At 35.9% G+C, this 23,846-nt stretch carries 22 protein-coding genes, 1 tRNA gene and 1 pseudogene; 11 read left to right on the forward strand and 13 right to left on the reverse strand.

Annotated elements, in window-relative coordinates; genetic code table 11:
• The first annotated feature begins 33 nt into the window (after window positions 1–33).
• From ABWU55_RS07585 to ABWU55_RS07615, 7 genes and pseudogenes are all read left to right on the forward strand, one after another.
• Window positions 34–816 (forward strand): MlaE family ABC transporter permease, encoded by a 783-nt coding sequence (locus ABWU55_RS07585; protein ID WP_015589313.1) that lies wholly within the window; start codon window positions 34–36, stop codon window positions 814–816.
• Window positions 809–1,510, forward strand: coding sequence for an ABC transporter ATP-binding protein (locus ABWU55_RS07590; protein ID WP_006279859.1), 702 nt, complete (start codon window positions 809–811; stop codon window positions 1,508–1,510). The genes ABWU55_RS07585 and ABWU55_RS07590 overlap by 8 nt, the downstream gene beginning before the upstream one ends.
• 320 nt (window positions 1,511–1,830) lie before the next feature.
• A complete protein-coding gene (locus ABWU55_RS07595) occupies window positions 1,831–2,328 on the forward strand; it encodes a hypothetical protein (RefSeq protein WP_010082318.1) in 498 nt (165 codons plus the stop codon).
• 72 nt (window positions 2,329–2,400) lie between these two features.
• A complete protein-coding gene (dxr, locus tag ABWU55_RS07600) occupies window positions 2,401–3,564 on the forward strand; it encodes a 1-deoxy-D-xylulose-5-phosphate reductoisomerase (RefSeq protein ID WP_070356952.1) in 1,164 nt (387 codons plus the stop codon).
• A 287-nt stretch (window positions 3,565–3,851) separates the two neighbouring features.
• Window positions 3,852–4,097 (forward strand): annotated as a pseudogene (locus tag ABWU55_RS07605) (PD-(D/E)XK nuclease family transposase); the annotation flags it as partial.
• Window positions 4,098–4,730: 633 nt separating this feature from the next.
• Window positions 4,731–6,278, forward strand: a complete 1,548-nt coding sequence (ltrA, locus tag ABWU55_RS07610) for a group II intron reverse transcriptase/maturase (protein ID WP_151807757.1) — start codon at window positions 4,731–4,733, stop codon at window positions 6,276–6,278.
• Window positions 6,275–7,087 (forward strand): Rpn family recombination-promoting nuclease/putative transposase, encoded by an 813-nt coding sequence (locus ABWU55_RS07615; protein ID WP_353286316.1) that lies wholly within the window; start codon window positions 6,275–6,277, stop codon window positions 7,085–7,087. The genes ltrA and ABWU55_RS07615 overlap by 4 nt, the downstream gene beginning before the upstream one ends.
• 34 nt (window positions 7,088–7,121) lie before the next feature.
• On the opposite strand, the gene ABWU55_RS07620 is transcribed toward ABWU55_RS07615, so the two are convergent.
• Both ABWU55_RS07620 and tldD read right to left on the reverse strand, forming a co-directional pair.
• On the reverse strand, window positions 7,122–8,369 hold the full coding sequence (locus tag ABWU55_RS07620; protein WP_010081919.1) for an IscS subfamily cysteine desulfurase: 1,248 nt from the start codon (window positions 8,367–8,369) through the stop codon (window positions 7,122–7,124).
• 286 nt (window positions 8,370–8,655) lie between these two features.
• Window positions 8,656–10,074 (reverse strand): metalloprotease TldD, encoded by a 1,419-nt coding sequence (gene tldD, locus ABWU55_RS07625; RefSeq protein ID WP_010962974.1) that lies wholly within the window; start codon window positions 10,072–10,074, stop codon window positions 8,656–8,658.
• A gap of 62 nt (window positions 10,075–10,136) precedes the next feature.
• Between tldD and ABWU55_RS07630 the strand changes: the two genes are divergently transcribed.
• The 4 genes from ABWU55_RS07630 to ABWU55_RS07645 all read left to right on the forward strand — a co-directional run bounded on the left by ABWU55_RS07630 (window position 10,137) and on the right by ABWU55_RS07645 (window position 12,529).
• A tRNA-Leu gene (locus tag ABWU55_RS07630) sits at window positions 10,137–10,221 on the forward strand.
• Window positions 10,222–10,291: 70 nt separating this feature from the next.
• Window positions 10,292–10,789, forward strand: coding sequence for a hypothetical protein (locus ABWU55_RS07635; protein ID WP_010962975.1), 498 nt, complete (start codon window positions 10,292–10,294; stop codon window positions 10,787–10,789).
• Between the two features lie 253 nt (window positions 10,790–11,042).
• Window positions 11,043–11,750: a uroporphyrinogen-III synthase gene (locus ABWU55_RS07640; RefSeq protein WP_353286317.1), complete on the forward strand. Its 708-nt coding sequence runs from the start codon at window positions 11,043–11,045 to the stop codon at window positions 11,748–11,750.
• Window positions 11,750–12,529, forward strand: a complete 780-nt coding sequence (locus ABWU55_RS07645; protein ID WP_353286318.1) for an exodeoxyribonuclease III — start codon at window positions 11,750–11,752, stop codon at window positions 12,527–12,529. The genes ABWU55_RS07640 and ABWU55_RS07645 overlap by 1 nt, the downstream gene beginning before the upstream one ends.
• 36 nt (window positions 12,530–12,565) lie before the next feature.
• Here ABWU55_RS07645 and ABWU55_RS07650 read toward each other — a convergent pair whose 3' ends face one another.
• From ABWU55_RS07650 to mnmG, 11 genes are all read right to left on the reverse strand, one after another.
• Window positions 12,566–13,723 (reverse strand): hypothetical protein, encoded by a 1,158-nt coding sequence (locus tag ABWU55_RS07650; RefSeq protein WP_353286319.1) that lies wholly within the window; start codon window positions 13,721–13,723, stop codon window positions 12,566–12,568.
• 49 nt (window positions 13,724–13,772) lie between these two features.
• Window positions 13,773–16,349 (reverse strand): DNA polymerase I, encoded by a 2,577-nt coding sequence (polA, locus tag ABWU55_RS07655; protein ID WP_353286320.1) that lies wholly within the window; start codon window positions 16,347–16,349, stop codon window positions 13,773–13,775.
• 214 nt (window positions 16,350–16,563) lie between these two features.
• The gene (locus ABWU55_RS07660) at window positions 16,564–16,728 is read right to left on the reverse strand and encodes an IS3 family transposase (RefSeq protein ID WP_010082072.1); all 165 of its coding nucleotides are present in this window, start codon (window positions 16,726–16,728) and stop codon (window positions 16,564–16,566) included.
• Window positions 16,721–16,882, reverse strand: coding sequence for a DDE-type integrase/transposase/recombinase (locus ABWU55_RS07665; protein ID WP_010082071.1), 162 nt, complete (start codon window positions 16,880–16,882; stop codon window positions 16,721–16,723). Before ABWU55_RS07665 ends, ABWU55_RS07660 begins: the two co-directional genes overlap by 8 nt.
• Window positions 16,883–16,885: 3 nt before the next feature.
• Window positions 16,886–17,320: an IS3 family transposase gene (locus ABWU55_RS07670; protein WP_338482157.1), complete on the reverse strand. Its 435-nt coding sequence runs from the start codon at window positions 17,318–17,320 to the stop codon at window positions 16,886–16,888.
• Window positions 17,305–17,598 carry a transposase gene (locus ABWU55_RS07675; RefSeq protein WP_007548709.1) on the reverse strand — a complete coding sequence of 98 codons (294 nt, stop codon included), beginning with the start codon at window positions 17,596–17,598 and terminating at the stop codon, window positions 17,305–17,307. The genes ABWU55_RS07670 and ABWU55_RS07675 overlap by 16 nt, the downstream gene beginning before the upstream one ends.
• 232 nt (window positions 17,599–17,830) lie before the next feature.
• The gene (locus tag ABWU55_RS07680) at window positions 17,831–18,637 is read right to left on the reverse strand and encodes an SDR family oxidoreductase (RefSeq protein ID WP_353286321.1); all 807 of its coding nucleotides are present in this window, start codon (window positions 18,635–18,637) and stop codon (window positions 17,831–17,833) included.
• A gap of 5 nt (window positions 18,638–18,642) precedes the next feature.
• Entirely contained in the window at window positions 18,643–19,287 is a 645-nt protein-coding gene (locus tag ABWU55_RS07685) for an alpha/beta hydrolase (RefSeq protein ID WP_353286579.1), read from the reverse strand.
• A gap of 269 nt (window positions 19,288–19,556) precedes the next feature.
• The gene (locus ABWU55_RS07690; RefSeq protein ID WP_155968949.1) at window positions 19,557–19,922 is read right to left on the reverse strand and encodes a hypothetical protein; all 366 of its coding nucleotides are present in this window, start codon (window positions 19,920–19,922) and stop codon (window positions 19,557–19,559) included.
• Window positions 19,923–20,043: 121 nt separating this feature from the next.
• Complete coding sequence (locus ABWU55_RS07695) at window positions 20,044–21,825, reverse strand: aminopeptidase P family protein (RefSeq protein WP_353286322.1); 1,782 nt, start codon at window positions 21,823–21,825, stop codon at window positions 20,044–20,046.
• Between the two features lie 8 nt (window positions 21,826–21,833).
• A complete protein-coding gene (gene mnmG, locus ABWU55_RS07700) occupies window positions 21,834–23,756 on the reverse strand; it encodes a tRNA uridine-5-carboxymethylaminomethyl(34) synthesis enzyme MnmG (protein ID WP_264705894.1) in 1,923 nt (640 codons plus the stop codon).
• Window positions 23,757–23,846: the final 90 nt, after the last annotated feature.

The raw sequence follows: 23,846 nt of genomic DNA on the forward strand, positions 1-23,846 counted from the left end.
GTAAGACTAACCTCTAGCTAAAATGAATACAAAGTGAGCTTTTTTGATATAAATAGTGTTAGAATAATTGGTAGGTACTTTATCAATTTTTTGTTAAGGCTTGGTAGTGCATTCATATTTTTTATTCAATCTCTATACCACTGCCTTGTGCCACCATATTATTTTAGCAACATAGCAAGACAAATTATAGAGATAGGCTTTTTCTCTCTGCCAATTGTTGGGCTCACTGGAGTTTTTATAGGAGCGGCAATAGTTTTACAAAGTAGCTTGAGTGACCCATTAATTAACCAAGAACAGATAATACCCAAACTTGTTACGATCACTATCATTAAAGAGTTAGGACCAGTTTTGATCAGCTTAATAATGGTAGGAAAGGTTGGATCATCAGTTGCAGCAGAAATTGGTACAATGCGCATCACCGAGCAAATAGATGCACTTACAACCTTGAACATCAACCCTTTTAAATATTTAATTGCACCAAGGATTTTAGCGTCAATCATAGTATTTCCCATACTTACAGTATGTGCAGATTTAATAGGAATATTTGGAGGATGTATCACTGCAGTCTTCGAATTTAACCACAATTTAAATATATACATTAAACACACAGCTCAGTTCTTTAATACGTATGATTTTATAACTGGGCTAATAAAAGCAACTGTATTTGGCGCCATAATTTCTGTCTCAAGCTGCTATTACGGTTACCATTGCAAAGAAGGTGCACGAGGAGTAGGTGTTGCTACAACATCAACTGTTGTTTTATCGTCCATACTGATCATTTTAGCAAACTACATGATTACTTTGATACATGCGTAACCCCATAATATCAATATTGAACTTAAGCTTATCTTTTGATGATAGGACAGTACTAAAAGATCTAAATTTTGATATATTAAAAGGGGAATCATTAGTCATACTTGGTGGCTCAGGAAGCGGCAAATCTGTATTAACAAAAACAATTATCGGCTTGCTTGCTCCAGACTCAGGGTCTGTTAAAATAAATAGTAAAAGCAAAAATAAATTTGGGGTTTTATTTCAAAATTCCGCTTTATTTGACTACGTTACAGTGTGGGAAAATATATCTTTTAATTATAAAAAGCGCTTTAATATCAGCAAAAAAGAGGCAAAACAGCTAGCAATCGAGAAGTTAAATGATGTTGGACTGGAGGAAAGCATAGCAGATATGTTTCCAATAGAGCTATCAGGTGGAATGAAAAAAAGAGTGGCACTTGCAAGGGCGATTGCACACAATCCAGAAATCATTATTTTGGATGAACCAACTTCAGGATTGGACCCAATTATGTCAGATATAGTAAACGAGATAATAATAAAATTATCTAGAGATCTTAACCCTACAATTATCACGATTACACATGATATTCATAGCGCATTTAAAATAGCTGATAAAATAGCAGTATTATATGAAGGGGAGATCATTTCCCATGGAACTGTTCAGGAAATACAAAATACTAATAACGAATATATAAAAAAATTCATTCATTATATATAGCTAAAGATATATACACTATTGCTAACAGTCATATTTTTAAGTTTTAACTTTGTAAAAGGTAGTGAACATTGGAATTCAGATTTTTTTCAAACTGGATCCTATAGCTAACACATCATACCGCGATTCATTCGCGGTATCTCGGCATAGATTCCGCTAACTAGTAGCGGAATGACGAATTTGTCGTTTTTCAAATTGTCGTAAGTCAGTTTAGCTATATATAGGATGACAGAAATTGTTTGTATTAGCTATATTCAAAAGCTCTATTGATATTTTGCAATATTTGTGATAAAATAATAGCTTAAGGTTGAGAGTAAAAATTTATGAGTGAAGCTCAAGGTCCAAACATTGCAGAATGGCAAGCGCAGCAGCAACACCAAGAGGCTGCTGGTGAGAAAAGTGGTTTTGGTCTTGGTCATAGTGACTCTGTTTCAACAGTTGTCGATGGAATGAAATGGTTGTTCAACTTTCATGAAGGAGCAATTGCTGCTTATAGTAACGTGTTTGAAGGTTTGGTGAGTGGCAGTAGTCTAGTAACATTGTTTGGAAAGTCAGGTAATATGTTTGGCATAAAACTTCTTGAAGGCCTTGCAGAATATTTTTCAGGTGGAGGTGGGGAAGATATGCCATCAGAAGAAATGGATATGGCTCATGGTGATGATGGACATCACTCAGATGATTACCCTCATGCCAATAACGAAATAGCTCATAATGCTGATGGTTTGCAAGACATGCATGATGCAGGTGATCACCATGGTCAATCTTTTTCACCTGGTCCTTCACCATCTGTTGGCGATGACCACGGACATGAACTTGGTTAAACACTTAAAAACTATTGAATAGTTGGAAGAAGGCCTAATAAGAAAAGTTGCTGTTGTTATGAGTTTGTCTTAGTGAAAAAGGTTTCAGTTTTGGGATCAACAGGAAGTGTTGGAAAAAAGACTGTAGATTTGCTCTCAAAGAGAAAAGAAGAATACCAAGTGGAAGCACTAAGTGCCCATTCGAACTTTGCTCTACTGGCACACCAAGCAAAACTGCTAAATGCAAAATATGTTGCTATCTCCGATGAAAGGCTTTACAAAGATTTGAAAGAAAGTTTACTTGGTACAGATGTAAAAATAGCAATTGGTGCTACAAATATTGCTACCATACCTGTTGATCTCTCAGTTGTTGCAATAGTTGGCATTGCAGGCCTTGGGCCAGTTATGGAAGTTATAGAAAGCGGTACCAAAGTCATTGCATTGGCAAACAAAGAAAGCATTGTTTGCGGTGGAAAGTTATTACTCAAAAAAGCTAAAGAAAAAAATGTACAAATAATCCCTATTGACTCTGAGCACAATGCAATTTTTCAAATTTTGCAAAATGACGACAAATGCGTAGAAAAGATCATACTTACTGCTTCTGGTGGACCATTCTTAAATTATAGCCTTGAGCAATTAAGAAATGTTATGGTAGATAAGGCGCTTAGTCACCCCACTTGGAATATGGGAAAGAAAATCTCGGTTGATAGCGCAACAATGATGAATAAGGCACTAGAGATAATAGAAGCACATAACTTGTTTAATATCAGCCCGGATAAAATTGAAGCAATAGTGCATCCTGAGTCAATAGTACATGGAATTGTAACTTATAAGGATGGGTTCAACTTTGCTGTGCTTGCAGAAACTGACATGGCAATTCCTATTTCATATGCTCTATCTTGGCCGGAAAGATCAGCTTTAAATCGTAAATTAGATTTAACAAAGCAAGGAAAATTGACCTTTCAAGAACCAGACCATAAGCGTTTTCCTGCGCTAAAGCTTAGCATGGCAGTGTTAAACTCTTCTGCTCCACAAACAAACAGTATTGTGCTCAATGCTGCAAATGAAATAGCTGTTAATGAATTTTTGAAGTCACGAATCGGCTTTTTAAAAATAGTAGAGGTAGTGGAATCAACAATGGAAAGTTTTGGTAGTTATACTGATATTAATTCACTATCTGATATAATAAATATTGATTATGAAAGTCGTATTATTGCTCACAAAATTGTTGAAAGTAAAGTTGTTGCGTATAGCTAGAGTAATGTAACCAGACTGCATTCTGTGATTTTTAGCAAAACACGATACACAATCGTCATTCCGCTACTTGTTAGCGGAATCTATGCCGAGATACCGCGAATGAATCGCGGTATGAAGGTTCGCGGTGGTATGACGGTTAAGTAATTCGTCATCCCGCTGCTTGTTAGCGGGATCTAGAGATACCGCGGCGGTATGACGGTTCGCGGCGGCATAGCTATCTTCAAAAATATGGTTGAATAATTGTTAATAATAGTGTATAATTATTAATATTTTTAAGCACTTTGGCTATGGCTTTATCTAAGTTTCTCGACCCTAAGCTGGATTTAACCTTCAAAAAAATATTTGGCACTGAAAAAAATAAGAATATTCTCATACATTTTTTGAATGATATTTTAGGGTTTACCGAGATAAATACTATACAAGAAGTGGAATTCCTCAGTACTATAATGGATCCTGAAATTGCCTCTGATAAGCAAAGTATAGTTGATGTTCTTTGCAGGGACTCTAGTGGGGCTAGGTATGTGATTGAAATGGTGCGACCTGAAAGTCTTCGGTCATATTGTTTAAAAGGAGAGGAATTCCTCCAGAAAGAAACTGAAAGGATTCTAAAACTTATTAAACCAGATGTTTTGCCATCTGAGTCTACGCATCAGTGCGAATCGGGCAACCGGTTGGTGCCAAGCGATGCGGACAATGAACCTCCTCTTGAAAAAGAAGATGCTCAATCGTGAGAGGAGCATAAACTACAAGCATCATGTGGTTGGAGAGCTAGGCTAGTGGTATGGTGAACGTAAGTGAAACTTCAAAGTATCGTAATTATGAAGGAGCTAAAGATGCTGATAAGCTCTAACCAAAAAGGTAATGTGGATAAGTTACATTTCTCATTTCTAGATGTACGCAAATAATAACTCCACCGGTATAGAGAAGTCACCTAACCCACTGTTGTATGACAGAAGGAACAGGGTAAGCCTGTATTTTCGCCTACATGGCAAGCAAACCGCAAGGAATGCTGATGGAAGTGCAGGTAAAGGAGAATGGAGAAAGCGAATGCCATTTTGTAACGAAATGGATAGAATTTGTAACATTAATTCGCGTGAAAACGAGCAGACTTCCGTTTGGTCCCTCGTGACAAGAAACTTTGTTAACCACTTAAGGTAGGAAAGCAGATGATTACAAGTAAACCTGTAAGTGCATCTACCGAAAGCTTTGAAGCATGGAAGCAGTTGCCATGGAAGAAATGCCAGAAAGTTATTGTGAGGCTACAAAGACGTATTGTTAAGGCTGTCCAAAAAGGAAGATGGGGTAAGGTAAAAGCTTTACAACATCTTCTCACACGCTCTTTTAGCGGAAAAGCTTTGGCTGTTAAGAGAGTAACTGAAAACCAAGGAAAAAACACAGCGGGTGTAGATCGTCAATTATGGTCAACTTGCAATGCTAAATTTCAAGGAATAAAGCAGTTAAAGCAAAGAGGATATAAACCTTCTCCGCTAAAACGGATTTATATCAGTAAATCTAATGGCAAAAGAAGACCTCTTGGAATACCATCGATAAAAGATAGAGCCATGCAAGCATTATATCTGTTTGCTCTGGAACCGATAGCTGAAACAATCAGTGATCGTCACTCCTATGGCTTTAGGCCTAAAAGATCCTGTGCAGATGCTACAGTAGCTTGTCATTTGTTACTGGCAAGTCGTAATCAACTACAATGGATACTTGAAGGTGATATCAAAGGATGCTTTGACAACATTAATCATGAATGGCTTATGAAGCATATTCCTATGGAGAAGAAAATTCTGCATAGTTGGTTAAAAGCTGGCTTCCTAGAATCGAAAACTCTGTATCCCACAACTGCAGGTACCCCGCAAGGTGGTATAATTTCTCCAATACTAGCCAATTTAGCCTTAAACGGACTTGAAAAGTTATTGGAAAGTCGATTTGGTAAACTCGGCAGTAGAAGAAGAAACAAAATCAGAAGTGGAGTGAACGTAATCAGATACGCAGACGACTTTATTATTTCAGGTTTCACACATGAAGTACTGGAAAATGAAGTTAAGCCTTTAGTATCATCTTTTCTTCATGAGCGAGGTTTAATTCTTTCAGAAGAGAAGACAAAGATTACATCTATCACAACAGGGTTTGACTTTCTTGGTTGTAATGTACGTAGATATAATAAGAAGTTAATTATTAAACCTTCGAAAGAAAGTATTAAAAGACTTCTTAATAAAGCACGTACATTGATAAAAGCAAATATAGCGAACACTCAGGCTATAGTAATTAAGTCACTCAACTCTCTACTGAGAGGATGGGGAAATTACTATCACCATGTGTGTGCTAAAAAAGCGTTTAGAAAGATCGACAATGAAATTTGGCATAGTTTATGGAAATGGGCAAAGAAAAGACATCCTCGTAAAGGATTACGTTGGATAAAGAATCGTTACTTCAAAGTAATGGGTCAACGCCAATGGGTCTTTGCTGCACCCATATGCAAGAACAAACCAAAAGAGATACGGTATTTAAGACTGCTTAAGCTGATTGATATACCTATCAGACGACATGTTAAAATCAGAGCGGATGCAAATCCCCTTGACTTAAAATGGAAAAAGTATTTTGATGAGAGAGTGAAACGAACAAGAATGTTAGCAAGCTCTTTCTCAAGAGAAGGTTCTCTACTGTTGGTGTCACCATTAAGAATGATGTTTCCTGAGGAATCATGAAGGACAAGCCGGTTCTAGAAAAGAAGAACTTAGATAAGGGGCTCAAGCGTAGTGTGGGGAAACCTGCATGCTGCGTTTCTAAGGGAGGGGGTAGTAGTAATACTGCTTCCTTACCTGACCAGCTCACTCGCGATAAAGGCTTCGAAAAACGAGCTCAACTATATGCTGCTAAGGCTTACTCAAGGCAAGCTGATAAATCTGGTAAGTACATTGATTTAAAGAAGGTTTTCTTTATTGCTATCTCTAATTGTAATTTATTTCCTGATAAGCTTGATTATATATCCAGCCACACTATAAGAGATGAGAAAACCAATGAGCATGACTTAAAAGATTTTCAATTTGTATTTATTGAACTACCTAAATTTCCTAAGAATAAGGAAGAACAGCTAGAAAGCATAGTGGATCGTTGGTTATTTTTCTTCAAATATGCAGATGAAACTACGGAAGAAGACTTAAGGAAAATAGCAGAAAAAGCACCAATAATAAAGTTAGCCTACGATGAATTAGACAGGTTTAGCTGGAATGAAAAAGATTTAGTAGCTTATGAAGAAAGAATAATGGATCTACGGAAAGAAGAAGCCATTCTTGAATACAGACTTGACCTTGCTACTGAAAAAGGCATCCAAATTGGCGAAGAAAGAGGCATCAAAATCGGTAAAGAGGAAGGGAAAATTGAAGGAAAAATCGAAGGAAAAATCGAAGTCGCAAAAGCAATGCTGGCTAACAATGTTGATGTCAACACTATTGTCAAATTTACTGGCCTTTCTATTAGTGAGATTGAAGAATTAAGTGTGAACGGTACAGAGTAATTTCAAAGTGCATTTGCAGTTGGAACGGATACATTTAATGAGAGTCCCATTTCACGGTGTTCAAATCTACTCCTTCTTGTACCATCTCCCAAAGTGGGCTCATTTCTCTCAGTCGGCCAACATTTTTAGCAACAAGATCTGCTGCATACAAAACTTCTTCTCTAGTTGTAAATCGGCCTAGGCCAAATCTAATTGATGAATGCTCAAGGTCATGGCCATTATTTAGCGACCGTACTACATAGGAAGGCTCAAGAGACGCAGACGTGCACGCAGAACCAGAACTTACTGCTAAATCCTTGATTGCCATGATGAGAGACTCACCCTCAACATAGGGAAAGCTCAAGTTTAGGTTGCCAGGAATTCTATTTTCATAATCACCATTTAAAACGATATCAGGAAACGCTTCTTTTATCTTGTTATACAAAATATCCCTTAATTCTTCCACTCTAGTTGTTTCTTTTTTCATTTCTTCTCTAGCAATACGTGCCGCTTCACCAAAACCAACTGCAAGAGGTGTTGGAACTGTTCCAGAACGCATGCCTCTTTCCTGTCCACCACCACTAATTAGTGGTATCAGCCTAACACGAGGATTCTTTCTACGTACATATAATGCGCCTATTCCCATAGGTCCATAAATTTTGTGGCTAGAGAGACTCATAAGATCAATGCACATCTCATTAACATCAATTGGAACTTTTCCAAAGCTTTGAGCTGCATCTGTATGGAAAAATATATTATGCTTTCTGCATATTTTACCAATCTCCTTTACAGGCTGAATTACTCCGATTTCATTATTTACCATCATTACTGAAATCAAAATTGTTTTATCAGTAATTGCTTCCTCAAGCTTTGATAAATCTATAATTCCGTTTTGCTTAACAGGCAAATATGTAACTTTAAAGCCTTCATTTTCCAGATGCCGACAAGAATCCAGAACACACTTATGCTCCGTGCAGACAGTGATTATATGATTTCCTTTATTTTTATAAAAGTGAGCAACGCCCTTGATTGCCGTATTATTTGACTCAGTTGCACCTGAGGTAAAGATAATTTCTTTGCTATCTGCGTTCACCAGATCAGCGATGTGTTTCCTTGCTTTTTCCACTGCTTCTTCAGCAGTCCAACCAAATGAATGGCTGCGAGAGTGTGCATTGCTGAACTCACCAAAGTAAGGTATCATCACCTCTAAAACACGGGGATCTACTTTAGTAGTAGATTGATAATCAAGAAATATTGGTAATTTTATTTTAGCATCGTGTATTTTTTTACTTTCAACATTCATAAAGCTACCACGGAGACAAAATTTACAATTATTTTATAGCATTAAAACTTAATTTTTTCAAGATATAATCTTGCATCAAGTACAAAAGTGTCATCCAAGTAGCTGACACATAACTGTACGAACATTTATTTGCGAAAGCAGTGTGTTAAATGTTATAGCCAGTTTTGCCTCAAACACAAAGGCAGTGCCCAGACACTGGGATGACACCCTATTGGTGGCAATTGCTTCCAAATCATAATGTTTGTACAGCTGTGCGCCGTGCGCTGGAATCCGTTTTAGCCCTTATCTATATCTCAGTTCCACCAACAGTTATTGCGTCGACTTTGAGTGTCGGCTGACCAACTCCAACGGGCACATTTTGTCCATCTTTCGAGCATGTGCCAACACCAGGATCTAACTTTAAGTCATTACCAACCATAGATACTTTTTTCAACACTGTTGGACCGTCACCAATTAGTGTTGCTCCTTTTACTGGCTGTGTAATTTTGCCATTTTCTATTAGGTAAGCTTCCGAAGATGAAAAAACAAATTTTCCTGACGTTATATCAACCTGCCCACCACCGAAATTTACTGCATATAGACCTTTCTTTACGCTAGATATTATTTCCTTCGGTGTATACTTTCCGGGCAACATATAGGTGTTTGTCATGCGCGGCATAATAACTTCTTTATAACTTTCTCTTCTACCATTACCAGTTGGGCTTACACCCATGAGTTTAGCGTTCATATGATCCTGCATGTATCCTTTTAGGATCCCATCCTCTATCAATATATTATAACTGGGTGGAGTGCCTTCATCGTCTACGCTGATAGAGCCGCGCAAATTGGGCAGAGTTCCGTCATCAACTACTGTGATGTCACTAGCTGCTACTTGTTTACCCACAGAATTTGAAAATGCTGAGACTTTTTTGCGATTGAAGTCGCCCTCAAGTCCATGACCCACGGCTTCGTGTAACAATATTCCTGGCCAGCCTGGACCTAAAACGACTGTCATTTCTCCGGCTGGAGTTGGAATTGCTTCAAGATTTACCAGTGCTTGTTCTAACGCTTGGTTTGCAACTTCTTTCCACTTTTTCTCAGAAATAAACTTACTATAAGAGTCCCTTCCACCATGCCCTGCAGAACCTCTTTCGGTACGGCCATCTTTTTCTACAATGACTAGCACATTAAAACGTACCAGAGGCCTGATATCGCTTAATCTGTGATCACCCTTTATTATTTGTACAACTTGCCATTCTCCACTTAGAGTTATTTTTACTTGCTTCACGCAGTTATTTTTGGACCTTACATACTCATTAACCTCATTGAGTAGCTTAATCTTTGAATTCAGATCCATTTCATTTATAGGGTTAATCCTCGAATATAGGCTTTTTGTCTCTTCGTTTAAATTTATTGAATTTGTCTTGTTTAAAGACACTGAGCTTTTTACCATAGAAGCAGCATTACTAATTTCTTTTTCGCTGATCTCAGAAGAACAAACGAAAGATGTACTATCTTCACAAAAAGACCTTAAACCAAATCCCCTTCTAGTATTCAAGTCCATGTGTTTTAATATGTTATCCTCAAAAACCAGGGACTCCGACTGGCAAAATTCTAGAAACAGCTCACCACCATCGCTATTGCTCAAAGCGTTATTGACTATTTTATATACGTTATTAATATTAACATTGTTTTGAGCAAAAAATATTTGATCTAGATTTGGCATTACCTTTGAACTAAAAATTGTTTAAGTATATTATTTAACTTTAACATAGTAAACTATAAAAAGCCCGGGTGGCGGAATTGGTAGACGCGCTAGCTTCAGGTGCTAGTAACTTTTTAAGTTGTGGAAGTTCAAGTCTTCTCTCGGGCACTCTTAGCTTCCATATTGCTTATTGAATTAATTAATGTTATAATATAACATATTAGGTAATATTTATGCTATGTATGGTGAAAAAGATAAGTTAGCCTACAGAAAGAAGGTACGAACTTACTCGAAACGCTTAGTTACTACACTATCTACTATCTCTTTCATTGGATACATAGCGGCATTGGTCTTGAATATTCCTGTCTTAAGTCTGTATTTTAGTATTGCCGGCACTATATTCAGTGCACTTTCGTTTGCTTTAAATATATGGTCACTAAATGATCATTCCCGACAACAGAATCTTAATAAGAAATCTGGCATAAAAAACACTCCAGGACAAAAAAAGTTAACAAAGATCTATCTTGATATAGCATCCAGTGCTTCATTTCTAATAGGAGGTATTGCATCTATGTCGCTTTTTGAGTCTTCTGTTATTTATTTTGTTTCTACGCCTTTTTTTATTCTAGGCTGTGTTATTATGGCAGCTAATATCGTTCAAACTATGATTAGTGAACCACAGACAAAAAACGTCCTTGAGAATCTCTCTTCAAATACTGCAAGAGTACAAGCTTAAGTATTAACTTATTTAACTTATACAGGAATATTAGCTATATAATTCCACTGAAGGAAGCCATTCAAAAGAGTTCGATGTAATTAGCGTCAAAAAAGTGTAAGCAGAAATTGTGGGCTTATTGGGGTAGGAGCGCTTAGTACTCCTACTTCCACATAAATTACTTGAATAATTGCTCAAGCTATCAAAATAAAAGTTTTTATTCAGTAATTTGTGTATAAAGGGTACTATTTTACTAGTAGTGAAATAAATCAGAATGAAGTCTATTTTATTAACGAGGCCTTTATTGGACTCGTTCAATACAAGAAATATATTGAGAAAGTATGGATACAAAGTTTTTATAGAACCAGTATTCACAATAAAGTACTTAAATCCTGATATATCTGCGTACGAATTTGACGTTGTGATATCTACAAGTAAAAACAGTGTAAAGGCTCTTAGTCAAATATGCAAAGAGGATGACTTTCCGATTATTACAGTTGGTAATTCAACCATGCAGGCTGCAAAAAATTTGGGATTTTCTGATATAATCTCAGCAGACAGCAACGTTGATGGTCTGATATCATTCATAAAAGCTCATTATTCAAACGCAATAAAGTTCTTGTATATAAGGGGACAAGAAGTATCATGTGACCTAAAAAAGAGATTATCTGAAGAAGATTTTAACGTAAGAGAAGTTGTACTCTATAAAACAATTATAAAAAGGAATCTAACTAATAGGTGTAAAAATTTACTATTGGATGGTAAAATTGATAGTGTTGCTTTTTTTTCCTCACAGACAGCAAGGATATTTTGTTCATTAGTTCTAAAAAGTGGGCTATCTCATGTGATGAATAATACAGTTGCATATACCATGAGTAAAAACATTGCTGATAGTTTAAAGTTAATCAAGTGGAAAAAAATTATAACATCGAGGTTGCCTACTGGGGAGAGTTTAATTGATATAATTAATAAGGATTGCTGATGCTAAAGATTGCAACTTGGAATGTAAACTCCATACGTAAAAGAGTTAACCAACTTTGTAGTTTTATAGTTGATAGTCAGATAGATATAGTTTTGCTGCAAGAGATAAAATGTACGGAAGAGCAATTTCCTTATGCGGAGATAGAAAAGTTAGGATATGAATATGCTATCTATGGACAAGTTGCAAGAAATGGCGTTTGTGTTTTATCTAAATATCCGATACTGGAGAAGTTTAAAATTGACATTGTGGAAAGTCATCAAGAAGCACGTTATATAGAGTGCGTGATAAAGTATACCAATAGTAAGATAAGGGTAGGAAGTGTATACGTGCCAAACGGTCAAAGCCCGGACTCTCACGCATTTGAATATAAACTCAAGTTTTTTGATAACCTATATGAAAGGATGAGCACTTTGTTGAAGAATGAAGAGTTAACTATTATAGCTGGCGATTATAATATTGCACCGGATGAAATTGATGTTTTTGATTCAAATTTATTGAATGGCCAAGTGTGCTTTCATATAAAAGAACGTGAGAAGTTAAGAGCGATCTTGAATCTTGGGTTTAAAGATGCGTTTAGAATATCTCACCCAAATTTGCAACAATTCACTTGGTGGCATTATCAAGGCAATTCACTCAGAAATAATCAAGGAATGCGAATAGATTATATGCTATTATCGCCACAAGCTGTAGATAAATTGGAAACATGCTACATAGATGATAGATTGCGTAAGCTAGAAAATCCGTCTGACCATACTCCTGTTGTATGTGCTATAGAATAATAGTAGACCTCTTACACAACTCACTTTTTGGCAAACTTAGGTAATCCCTGCTTGTTTGTTGCTTGTGTTTTCTTCCCTTCGTTTGTTTTCCTTTCTTGTCCAAGGTTGATCTTGCTGTTTGCTTTCTTCGTTTTCCCTGTTGTTTTCCTGGGAAATTTGCTCAGGAACAGGTTGTTGTTCACTCTTTTCTTTTCCTTGGGAAATTTGTTCAGAAACAGAGGTGCCTTTCTCAGCTCCTTTGACTGGAGTTTTTAAAATTGTATTGATACCATCGCAAATTTTTTTATTCAATTTTGCTCTCTTTTCTGTATCATCTTTATCTTGTGAGCTAGGGTCATACAAAGTACCTTTTTTGTTATTTGAAAAAAGAACTCCCATTCCTCCTTTTATGGCGAATATTGCACCAATAGCAGCAACAACTACTCCGAGTGTAGTAGGACCAAAAATTAACATTGGAATAGTGGAAAGAAGGACAGGAAAAAAGATCTTGCTTAAGAACGTTGTTACCATCTCTTCATCACTAAGTGGTGGTTCATCTTCCTCTTTTTTGTCTTTACCTAAGAATGGTATTTTTTCTTTCACCCCATCCATAAAGGAGCCAGAAATATTTTTCGGGTCTATTTTGATCCCTCCAATTAGCAGCAGCGGCATTTCCAATACGAACTTTATGGATGAATCTTTAGCTTCTGTACCGCGTATATCAGCTACACAGTCATCTACTACTTCTTTTATTTTACCATTCTTGAGATTCTCCTCATTAGCTAATTTTTTCTCTCTAATTTTCTCAAATACGGAAAGTAAAAACTGAGAAAAATTCTCTTCACTGAGTGATTTTATATCTTCTGGATTGACATTGTTGAATATCTTTCCACTATTCTCAAATACAAAAGTAAAAATTTTCTTTTCATTTTCATCCTGTAATCGAGGTAACCGTTCCTTTAATGACTTCAGATCACTCTGTAATTTTTGTTTTTCTTTCAATTTCTGTTTCTTCTTTTCTATTTCCTGTTCCTTCTTTTCTATTTCCTGTTTCGTTTGCTCTTCTAGTTTTTCTGGATTTTTAAAAATATCTAGGAAAGTACGATAGATTAACTGATGTTTCTCTTTTTCAAATTTAAAAACTTTCTCATCTTTGTTAGTTACCTGAGTAGGTAACTTTGGAGGTTTTGAACTTTTTACTTGTGGGCCTATCATGGCTGACCTATTTGCATTTGCTATGTTCTATTCTAACATATTTTTCGTATTAGTTCAAATGATTTATACTCCTAGAATTCACGATGTTTAAGTCATAATTAAGGGAATTTAGACCCCAGTTGTCGCCAACTTTTATTTCTACTTCAAGTGGTACAGAAATTTCTATTGCATTTTCCATTATATCTTTCATAAGTTTTGCTGTTTCTTGTACCTTTTCGTCCTCTACTTCAACCAGTAGTTCATCGTGAACCTGGAGGATTATTTTACCTACTTTCAATTGGTCAAAAAGCTGAATTGTCGCACGTTTTATTATATCAGCAGCGGTTCCTTGCAGTGGTGCGTTTATTGCTGCCCTTTCTGCAAATTGTCTTATATAAGGAATTGTATTGTTTATGTCTCTTACAAAGCATCTCCTGCCAAACAAAGTTTCTACATAACCATGCAATCTTGCGATAGACACTGCTTTTTCCATATAGGCCTTTATTTCTGGGTAACAGGAAAAATAGTAATTAATGTATTCAGCAGCTTCCGCAATGGTAATTCCAAGCCGCTTTGCAAGACCAAATGGGCTAATGCCATATATAATTCCAAAATTGATGGATTTTGCTTTGCGTCTTAATTGCTCATCTATTTCTTGCACTCCAAAAACTTGCCTAGCGGTGATCTCATGAATATCTTGTCCGTTTGCAAAAGCTTCTTTAAATGCTGCAACGTTTGCAACGTGTGCCAGGAGTCTTAACTCTATTTGTGAATAGTCAGCAGAAATTATCTTATGCCCTTTTGGCGCAATAAATGCTTGTCTGATAAGATTTCCCTCTTCGCTTCTGATAGGAATATTCTGTAAATTAGGATTGCTGGAGCTCAGCCTTCCAGTTGCAGTTGCAGTCGTTGAAAAGCTTGTGTGTATTCTACCATCAAGTGGATCAACTTGCTTTATTAATGCATCAGTGTAGGTGCCTTTTAATTTACTTAAATGTCGCCAATTTAAGATTTTACTTGCGATTTCTACCCCTTCTTCTTCGAGTGCCTCTAGAACTTCATAATTGGTGCTATACGATCCAGATTTTTTTGACTTTTTCTTTTTATTAAGCCCCATTTTGTTGAATAAAACATCACTTAATTGTTTTGGCGAAGCAATATTAAATCTTTCTCCTGCCAAATTATATATCTCATCTTCAAGCACGGCAATTACCTGCTGAAATTTATCGGACAGCTCCTGTAATTTTTGTATGTTCAGTAATATCCCATTTTTCTCCATATCAAATATTACTTTCATAAGTGGCTTATCGAAGCGCTCGTAAATTGTGAGCAATTTTTCCTGAAATAACCTTTGCTTTAGCTTTTCATGAATTGCTATTAAAGTTTTTGCCGAGAAAATTTCTGCATTTTCACTCAAATTATGCGCAACTATGTTTGGAATACTGTGATCATGCTTTCCTGTATCCAAGCTATACGACATTATCATCAAATCATCAACTGAATCTAACATCTTCTCTATTGCAGGGAAGATTTTCCTGATCTCTTTAATGTTATGTATTATTTTAAGCACTCCATTTGAGAGCAAAGTTAAGTTAATTATAATGAGTGCATCTTGTATGCTGTCTTGCTCTATATAAAAAATATTACTTTCGCTATAAGATAGACTTAATACATTGTTTTCAAGGTGGTAATGAATTGCAATTTTGCCTTCATATCTACAATGCTCTAAAAATTTCTCTAACTCTTCACTACTATACTCTATTTTTTCTTCTGTGCTAGACCCACTATAGGAAAAAAGCTTTTCCACTTTCCCTATCAAGGAATTGAATTCATACTTCTTTAAAAAGGATAATAGTTTTTCCATATTTGGAGGGCGAACTTCACATTTTGCAATATCATGTTGAAGGTCTACTTTTTCGCATAGTGATAAAAGTTCTCTTGAAATTAGCGCTTTTTCCTTATGTTCAGCAAGAATATTACGAATCCTCGTTTGCTCGATGTTATCAATGTTCTCTATAATATTATTCAATGAATCAAATTCATCTAGTAATTTAGCTGCAGTCTTCGGACCTATTCCCGGAACGCCTGGAATGTTGTCAGATGCATCACCAGTTAGAGAAAATAAATCAAGAAGCTTGTGTGAGTTTACGCCAAATTTTTCTATTACTTGTTTTTCATCTATATATATATTTTTAATGGGGTCGAATATTAAAATATTGTGGTTCAAGAGTTGAAATAAATCTTTATCTGATGAAACGACTACCACTTTAAAGTCTTGGTGGTTGGCGTATTTTGCAGCTAGTGTTGCAATTATATCATCTGCTTCATAACCTTCAATCTCTTCATAGCTGAGGTTAAAAGCTTCTACCGCTTCCCTCAGTATGGTGAACTGTGGAGTTAGATCCTCAGGAGGCGTTACTCTGTTCGCTTTGTACTCAGGATATAAATTGTGCCTAAAATTCTTTTTCCCTGCATCAAGTGCTATAGTTAAGTAGTCCGAATGGGCAATGTACTTAAGAACCATATTCAGAAAGCCATATACACCACCTATTGGCATTCCTGTTGTGGTAATTAAGTGAGGTAGTACATAGTAAGCTCTGAAAAGAAAACCATAGCCATCGATGATTGTGAAAGTTTTTTCTTTCATTGTAGATATTTATGCGTGCTTTTGATGGTCCACTATTTAGCTGAGAAAATCAAGTTTTTGTTTTTCTGCTTTTGAGCGTTGTAAGAGATTTTACCGAAAATAGCATTCATGATGGGGATGTACACATATGACCTTACCCAGAAAAAGTGGAGAGAAAGTGTGGAATGTTTTTTACAAAAAGAATGATGCATCAAATTGTTCTGGAATGCAATAGTTAATAGTGACGTTGTTTGTTATAAAAAATTTCTATGTATTCAAATATTGCAGTTCTAGTTTGTTGAGCAGAGTGTTGTGAAGTATCAATAAGTATTTCTCTTTTCAATGAGCTAAAGAAGCTTTCTGCAACAGAATTGTCGTAACAACAGCCTTTATTACTCATCTATATTCTTTACAGCTAAGAGATATTGATACCCTTGCGCAGTATATTGTGAACCTTGGTCACTGTGCAGCAGTAGATTTTTAACAGGTTTACGCCTATTAATGGCCATTAATAAAGAGTTCATAACCAATTGTTTATTTATTGCACTACTCATTAACTACCATACGTGAGAATTATTGCTGCCAAATATAGCCATCCCTCCTTGGTTTTGATGTAAGTAATCCCATACTTTATTTGGTTGATCAACAATAAAGTTTTGATCTAGTATATTGGGAGCTACAGCTCTATTATCTGTTTGTTGTTTTTTAATTTTAAACTTTCTTTTCAGTATAGCCCTGATGTCATTTTTCTGCATAATACTTTGCACCGTTTTCAAATTGCAACTTTTACCCAAAGCCTTCAATTCAGCATGAATTTTAGGAGCTCCATATCTACATTTAGAAACTTGATATATTTTTTGAATAGCTGCGAGTAGCTCTTTATTTGCTGATTCTCTACTGCTTATTTTTCTTGTGGTCCACTTATAGTAGCCACTAGCAGAAAATCCTACATAATTCCTGTACTTTATAGCAGTTACTATATAAAAAAATATTTTACTCTTTTTGACTGGCCAGGGCTTTTTTTTAAATGTCTCTTTCCCTTGTTACTCTTGCTTTGTAAATCAAACCTCTCTTTGTCATAAGGTGCTACATCTGGAAATGCATTTGCCGCTGACTTTTTTTCGTTATATTTCTTCATCCATTTTCCTAATACACTATCCCTTATTCCTAGATCTCTTGCTACTTTTGCAACTGGTTGACCTACCTTTCTTTGTTCATTTGCCAGTTTAACAGCTTCCAATTTGAATTCTGCTGTATATTCTCTTACCATTTCTAATCCTCCAAAATTTTATTTTACCCAAAAAAACTCTTTTCTTTCTCTCCACTTTTTCTGGGTAAGGTCACTATTTCTTAAGTAATTTACACTTCAGAGTTTATCTGCTTTAAAGTTTACTCTATTCTGTTTCAGCATTTGTCATAAATCCTTAATTATTTCTGACTTTTTAGTTCAGTTTTTAACCATTCTTTCCTTAACTTAATGGCAGTGACAATAAGCCTATCTATCATTCTGATGTGATTTCAGTTTTTTTTACATGCAAACTCTCTAATCCCACCTTGTAGTTAGGATAAATTAGAGAGACATTAAGATCTTTTTTAATTTTAACATTACTTACTCTTTTTGATCCTAAATAAAAACTCTGTGCATAATCTGGTAACTCAATTGGCTCTGGAGGGCTAACATTGAGAAGTTTGGCTGCATACATTATCACTTCAGATTGTGTAGTGGGTAAATCGTCTGCACAATTGTATATTTCACCAGGTTTTATGTTTTGCATGGAAGAAAATAAAATATTCGATATATCTTCAACGTGAATACGAGAAAAAAAATGCCCTTCTTTTTTCACATTTCTTGCTTTGCTAAGCTGCAAGTCAATTAACACGTTCCTACCAGGACCGTATATTCCAGCTAAACGAAAAATATGTACAGGCAATCTGCTATTCAGCCACTTCCTTTCAGATCTAAGGCGCTTTTCTCCTCTGATTTCTATAGGTTTTGTTTCAGATTCCTCATTCACCCAATTACCAGAGTGATCACCATAGACGCTAGTTGCAGACAAATAACCAAGCCATTTTACATTTTGCAGGCAATCACCGTATCTCTCCACAACATCATCGCCATCTGGAGGAATAGAAATTAAAACGTGCGTTGCGCTTTTAAGCAGATCTTGACTAACTTTCTCATAATTAAAGAGGATTACATCTTGTATATTTTTACTTCTTGATGTGCCACTGACTTTCCAACCTAAGTTCAGTAATTTTTTCGATAAAAATTTAGCTACATATCCATAACCAAAGCAAAACAAGTGCATGAAAATTAATTTTTAAAGTTCTTCTTGATAAATTCTACTCCTAATTTTATTCCCTCTTCATTGATAATATGCCCTAATCCATGAATTGGGTGCCCTTCAACATTTACTCCATTTTCTTTCAGAGCTTTAACCGCTAAGTCGAGGGACGAAAAAGGTACCACGTCGTCAGCATCACCATGGATAACACATATGTTAGGTTTTGATTTGATCTCTGGTGCAGTTTTTGAAGGTAAAAGAAACCTACCAGAGTATGCAACAACTGATGCACAGGATTGAGAGCGGGTGAGAGCTGTATGTATTGCAAGCATTGCTCCTTGAGAAAATCCAACTAAAGAAAGTTGCGTATCTTTTAAATTAAGCTCCTTTAATTTTGTATCAATGAAATGATTTACGATTGATGTAGCATTTTTTACTCCATTATATAGCGCTTCTTCACTACGATCTTCCAAGCTAAACCACTGATAACCGTCACCTATTTCTCTCTTAAACGGAGCATTGGGTGCTACAAAACATGAACCCAGTAAAAACTTGCTCATAACTTTAGCAAGGTGAATGAAATTATCGCCACTTGAGCCCCAACCATGTAAAAAAACAATCAAATTTTTCTTATTTCCACCTGCACAAATTTCTGGGCCTTTAAGTTCAATCATTTCTTTTCCTTTTGCATTTATATTTTTATTTAACACTAATTTTCAAATTTGTAAAAACCCATGTGCAATCGTGCTGATACCAAATCTCAGAAATAAGAAAACAAAAGCTGCAGCCTTAAGCAACGTATCTTATTTATTTACGGAAATTGGTATAATAATGTCATGCAAGTAGCCACACTACTTACATGACATCAATAATTGACCTCGACTTACCGTCCAACTAGAAAGTTGTACATAGAATGACAGAAGAGACTCGCGTTAGATATTATTTATTTACTTTCGATCTTTTCTATCAATTTTTTAACTAAACCTCTTAGCTTCTTACTGGATTCATCAAGCTCTTGAATTTGCGAGCTGCGCTCTTTCATTAGTTCCTTATAGTTACCTCTTATGTAGTCAATCATTTCCTTCATCTGAGCAATCATCTTGTTGATATCCATACCACCCAAATCAGGTATCATGTTAGGCATAGCGCCTTCTAACATACCGCCAGCCATAAGCTGCTGAGACATTTGCATAAATGGTTTTAAAGCCTGATTAAGCAATTCAGGATCCTTGGCTAATTTTTCTATTTGCTCTTTGCAAGTATCCATATACTGCTTCATAAATTCATCTTCTTGCCCTTTGTCTGTCATAATTATAACCTACCTAAAAATACGTGTTTTCTATTATATATTGTTTTAAAATTAAAAACAATACAAAATACCTGTTACAATTGCATTAATACTTTTTAAATAATAAAAAATGCTCCTTTGCTTATAAAGGGTCACATACTTTCTTTAACCACCCTTTATCTTCGACGCTATTTTCTAAGTTTTTATAGACAAATTGATGATAGCTATTTATCCATTCAATTTCATCTTTAGTAAGCATTTGCACATCTATTAGCCTTCTATCATACGGAATAGAGGTTAGTTGTTTAAACCCCAAGAAACCATTTTCATGTTTATCAACATACATCAGATTTTCAATTCTTATTCCATACTCTCCCGGAATGTAATAGCCAGGTTCGTTGGATAGTATCATACCTGGTACTAATTTTACTTTATTACTTTTTGATATTGCTTGTGGTCCTTCGTGTACTGATAGGTAACTTCCTACTCCATGCCCTGTACCATGCATATAGTCCATTCCAAATTTCCATAAATGCGTACGTGCTAATATATCCAATTCTCCACCAGTAGTGCCGGGGGGAAAGACGACACTTGCTATAGCAATGTGAGCTTTGAGTACTATTGTATAGTGGGTTATTTGTTCATCAGTTGGATTACCAACTACTACAGTTCTTGTCACATCAGTTGTGCCGTCAAGGTACTGGCCACCAGAGTCAATCAAATATAGTCCATTTTTCTGAATTACCTTATTCGTCTTACTGCTTGCACGATAGTGAATTATTGCACCATTTTCATTAAATGCGGAAATTGTTGGAAAGCTCAATTGTTTAAACAAATTCTGCTCTTTTCTGTATTCTAAAATCTTTTCTTCAGCTTCAAGTTCTGTCATTTCATTGAACTTCTTATCTGAATAATCATCATCTTCCTTGGTGTCATTCCAGCGCGTGACGCTGGAATCTATGTTTTTTTCCTGGATCCCAGTGTCAGCTACTCGGATGACAGTAAATCTATTAGTAAGCCAATGTAGAAAGTTTGTAACTGCCACTCCATCTTTAATGTGTGCATTTATAGCCCCAGCTATTTCAGTTTGATTTTTTACTGCTTTATGAATTAAACAAGGATCCTCTCTTTCAATTACCTGTTTATCTTTTATTACAGCCATGATATTCATTGGAGTTGTGTTTGGATCTATAACTATTGAATTTAGCTTGTGCAGCGAATTTTCTAGCTCACTAATATCAAAAATATTTATATGATTGCCTAAATTTGCTTCTATAGTTGAATGTTCTTTATCTTGAATAAACAAATCAACATTACCGCTTTTATACAATATAGCACGACCCAATATACATGGAGTATATTTAGCATTTTCGTTTCTTAAATTTAATAACCATGAAATTGAATTTGGATCAGTTAAAAGCACTGCTTCAGCTCCTTTATCTACGCTTCTAGCTATTTTTTCACATTTGTCCTTACTACTTTTACCAGCATATTTAATAGAATGTAAAACCACTGCTTGTTTTCGATAGTCACTTTTTTTTCCAGCTAAACAGGGTATTAATTTACAGATATTCTCATACTTTCTTATATCTTCGATGGTAAAATATTGCAAATAATAACCTAGTGAGGCAGTCGATGTTAAGTTTGCTTTTATCCATTCGCGTGGATCCTCTTCTTGTATATTATATACTTGAAAATTGCCCTGATCGAGCTGATTGCGAGCTTGTGTGATATAGCGTCCATCCGTAAAAAATGGGCACTTGTTGTCTTTTGTAACGATAAGTAGCCCATTTGTTCCTGTAAAGCCACACAGCTTTGTTAGCTCCTCTGAATACTCATTTAAATATTCATCTTTAGTATGCAACATAAATGCATCAACGTTTATCTCGTGCATAAAAGAACAAAATTCTTCGATTTTTGACATAGAACACCTCATACAAAATTAGCAGCCACTTTCGTTTTCCTGTTTCTCAAATACACTAATATGCTCACTATCGCTGCAGGAGTGATGCCTTGTATTTGCTTTGCAATGCCAATCGTCGCTGGTTTTATCGTCTGCAACTTTTCTATTACTTCACTTGACAGGCCTTTAACTTGTGAATAGTTAAAATCAATTGGAATTTGAGTGTTAATTTCCTCTCGTAAAAACTTCATATCCGCTTCTTGTCTTATTAGATAAGGTTTGTATTTTGCTTCAATTTCAACCGCTTCGCATATTTCATTCTTAGTTATGCTACCCATTGCGGTGCCATCCCAGCGCGTGATGCTGCTTAACTCCGGCCATATTTCTTGTAATTTATTCCAGTCGATGTTTGGATAGCTAAGTAAATCTAGTGCCGTTTTTCTTATCCCATCATAAGATATTTTGATACCATAAGACCTAAGCTGCTCAGGAGTAATCGTCAGACTCCCTAACTCCTCTTCAAGCTGCTTAATGGATTCAAGTTTATTCTGTAAAACGGAGTATCTCTCATGCGAAACAAGGGAAATATCATAACCTTTTTGTGTTAATCTTCTATCTGCATTGTCTGACCTGATAGCTAGCCTATATTCTGCACGTGAGGTAAATAATCTATAAGGTTCGATCACCCCTTTGGTGACTAGATCATCTATCATTACGCCGATATATGAGTCTGTGCGATGAAGAACAAAGCTTTCTTTTTTTTCAGATGCAGAGAGTGCTGCATTAATTCCGGCAATAATTCCTTGCCCTGCTGCTTCTTCATATCCAGTAGTGCCATTAATTTGGCCAGCAAAATATAGGCCTTTAATTTTCTTAGTTTCAAGAGTATGGCTTAGTTCTCGTGGATCAATATAGTCATACTCAACTGCATATCCAGGTCTTAGTATTTCTGCATTTTCAAGTCCCTTGATACTCTTTATCATTTCACACTGCACTTCAATAGGCAATGAATTTGAAATTCCGTTCGGGTATATAGTATCATCATTCAAGCCCTCTGGTTCTAAAAATATTTGATGACTACTTTTTTCTGCGAATTTTTTAACCTTAGTTTCAATGGATGGGCAGTATCTTGGTGCTATAATATCATCCAAATACGAAGAAGCTGACCTGTGCAGATTCTCTCTAATTATTTTATGCGTGTTTTCATTAGTATGGGTAATAAAGCATGATACCTGAGGTTGATTAATTTTTTCTGTTAAGTAAGAAAACGGCACAGGTGGATTATCACCCACTTGTTCTTGCAATATTGACCAGTTTATAGTGCCACGATCAAGCCTTGGCGGAGTTCCGGTACGCAATCTACCTAATTTAAAATTATATTTCTTCAACGTATTTGCAAGTTCTACGGCAGGCTTATCTCCCATTCTCCCTGAAGGAGTTACCTGCTCTCCTATATGAATCACACCCCGCAGAAAAGTCCCTGTAGTTAGAACGACTTTACTTGTCAGTATATGCTCCCCTGAGCTTGTTATTACAGCTTTAATGCACAATTCTCCATTGTTATTACTCTCTATAAGAAAATCGTCAACCGACTCTTCTTTTACCGTCAAATTATTATAATTTAGAATAATTTCCTGTATTGCTTGCTTGTATAATTTTCGGTCTGCCTGTGCACGCGGGCCCCATACTGCTGCACCTCTGCTGCTATTTAAAATGACTGAGTGTATACTTGCTTGATCGATTGCTCTTCCCATTATTCCATCAAGAGCGTCAACTTCCCTGACTACAACGCCCTTTGCAACTCCTCCGATTGCTGGATTGCAGGACATTTCCCCTATAGTTGAAATTTTATGAGTTATAAGCAGCGTGTTTGCACCAAGGCGAGCTGCAGCAGCAGCAGCTTCGCACCCTGCATGACCACCACCTACTACTACTACATCATATTTATGCATGCCTTCTTGAGTAATTCTTACTCTACTAATATTCTAACTATTAGCGGTTAATGTCAAATTTTACAGTAATTAACTATTTCAATCATCAGT

The organism is Wolbachia endosymbiont (group A) of Crataerina pallida, from assembly GCF_964028475.1.
Taxonomy (GTDB): domain Bacteria; phylum Pseudomonadota; class Alphaproteobacteria; order Rickettsiales; family Anaplasmataceae; genus Wolbachia; species Wolbachia pipientis.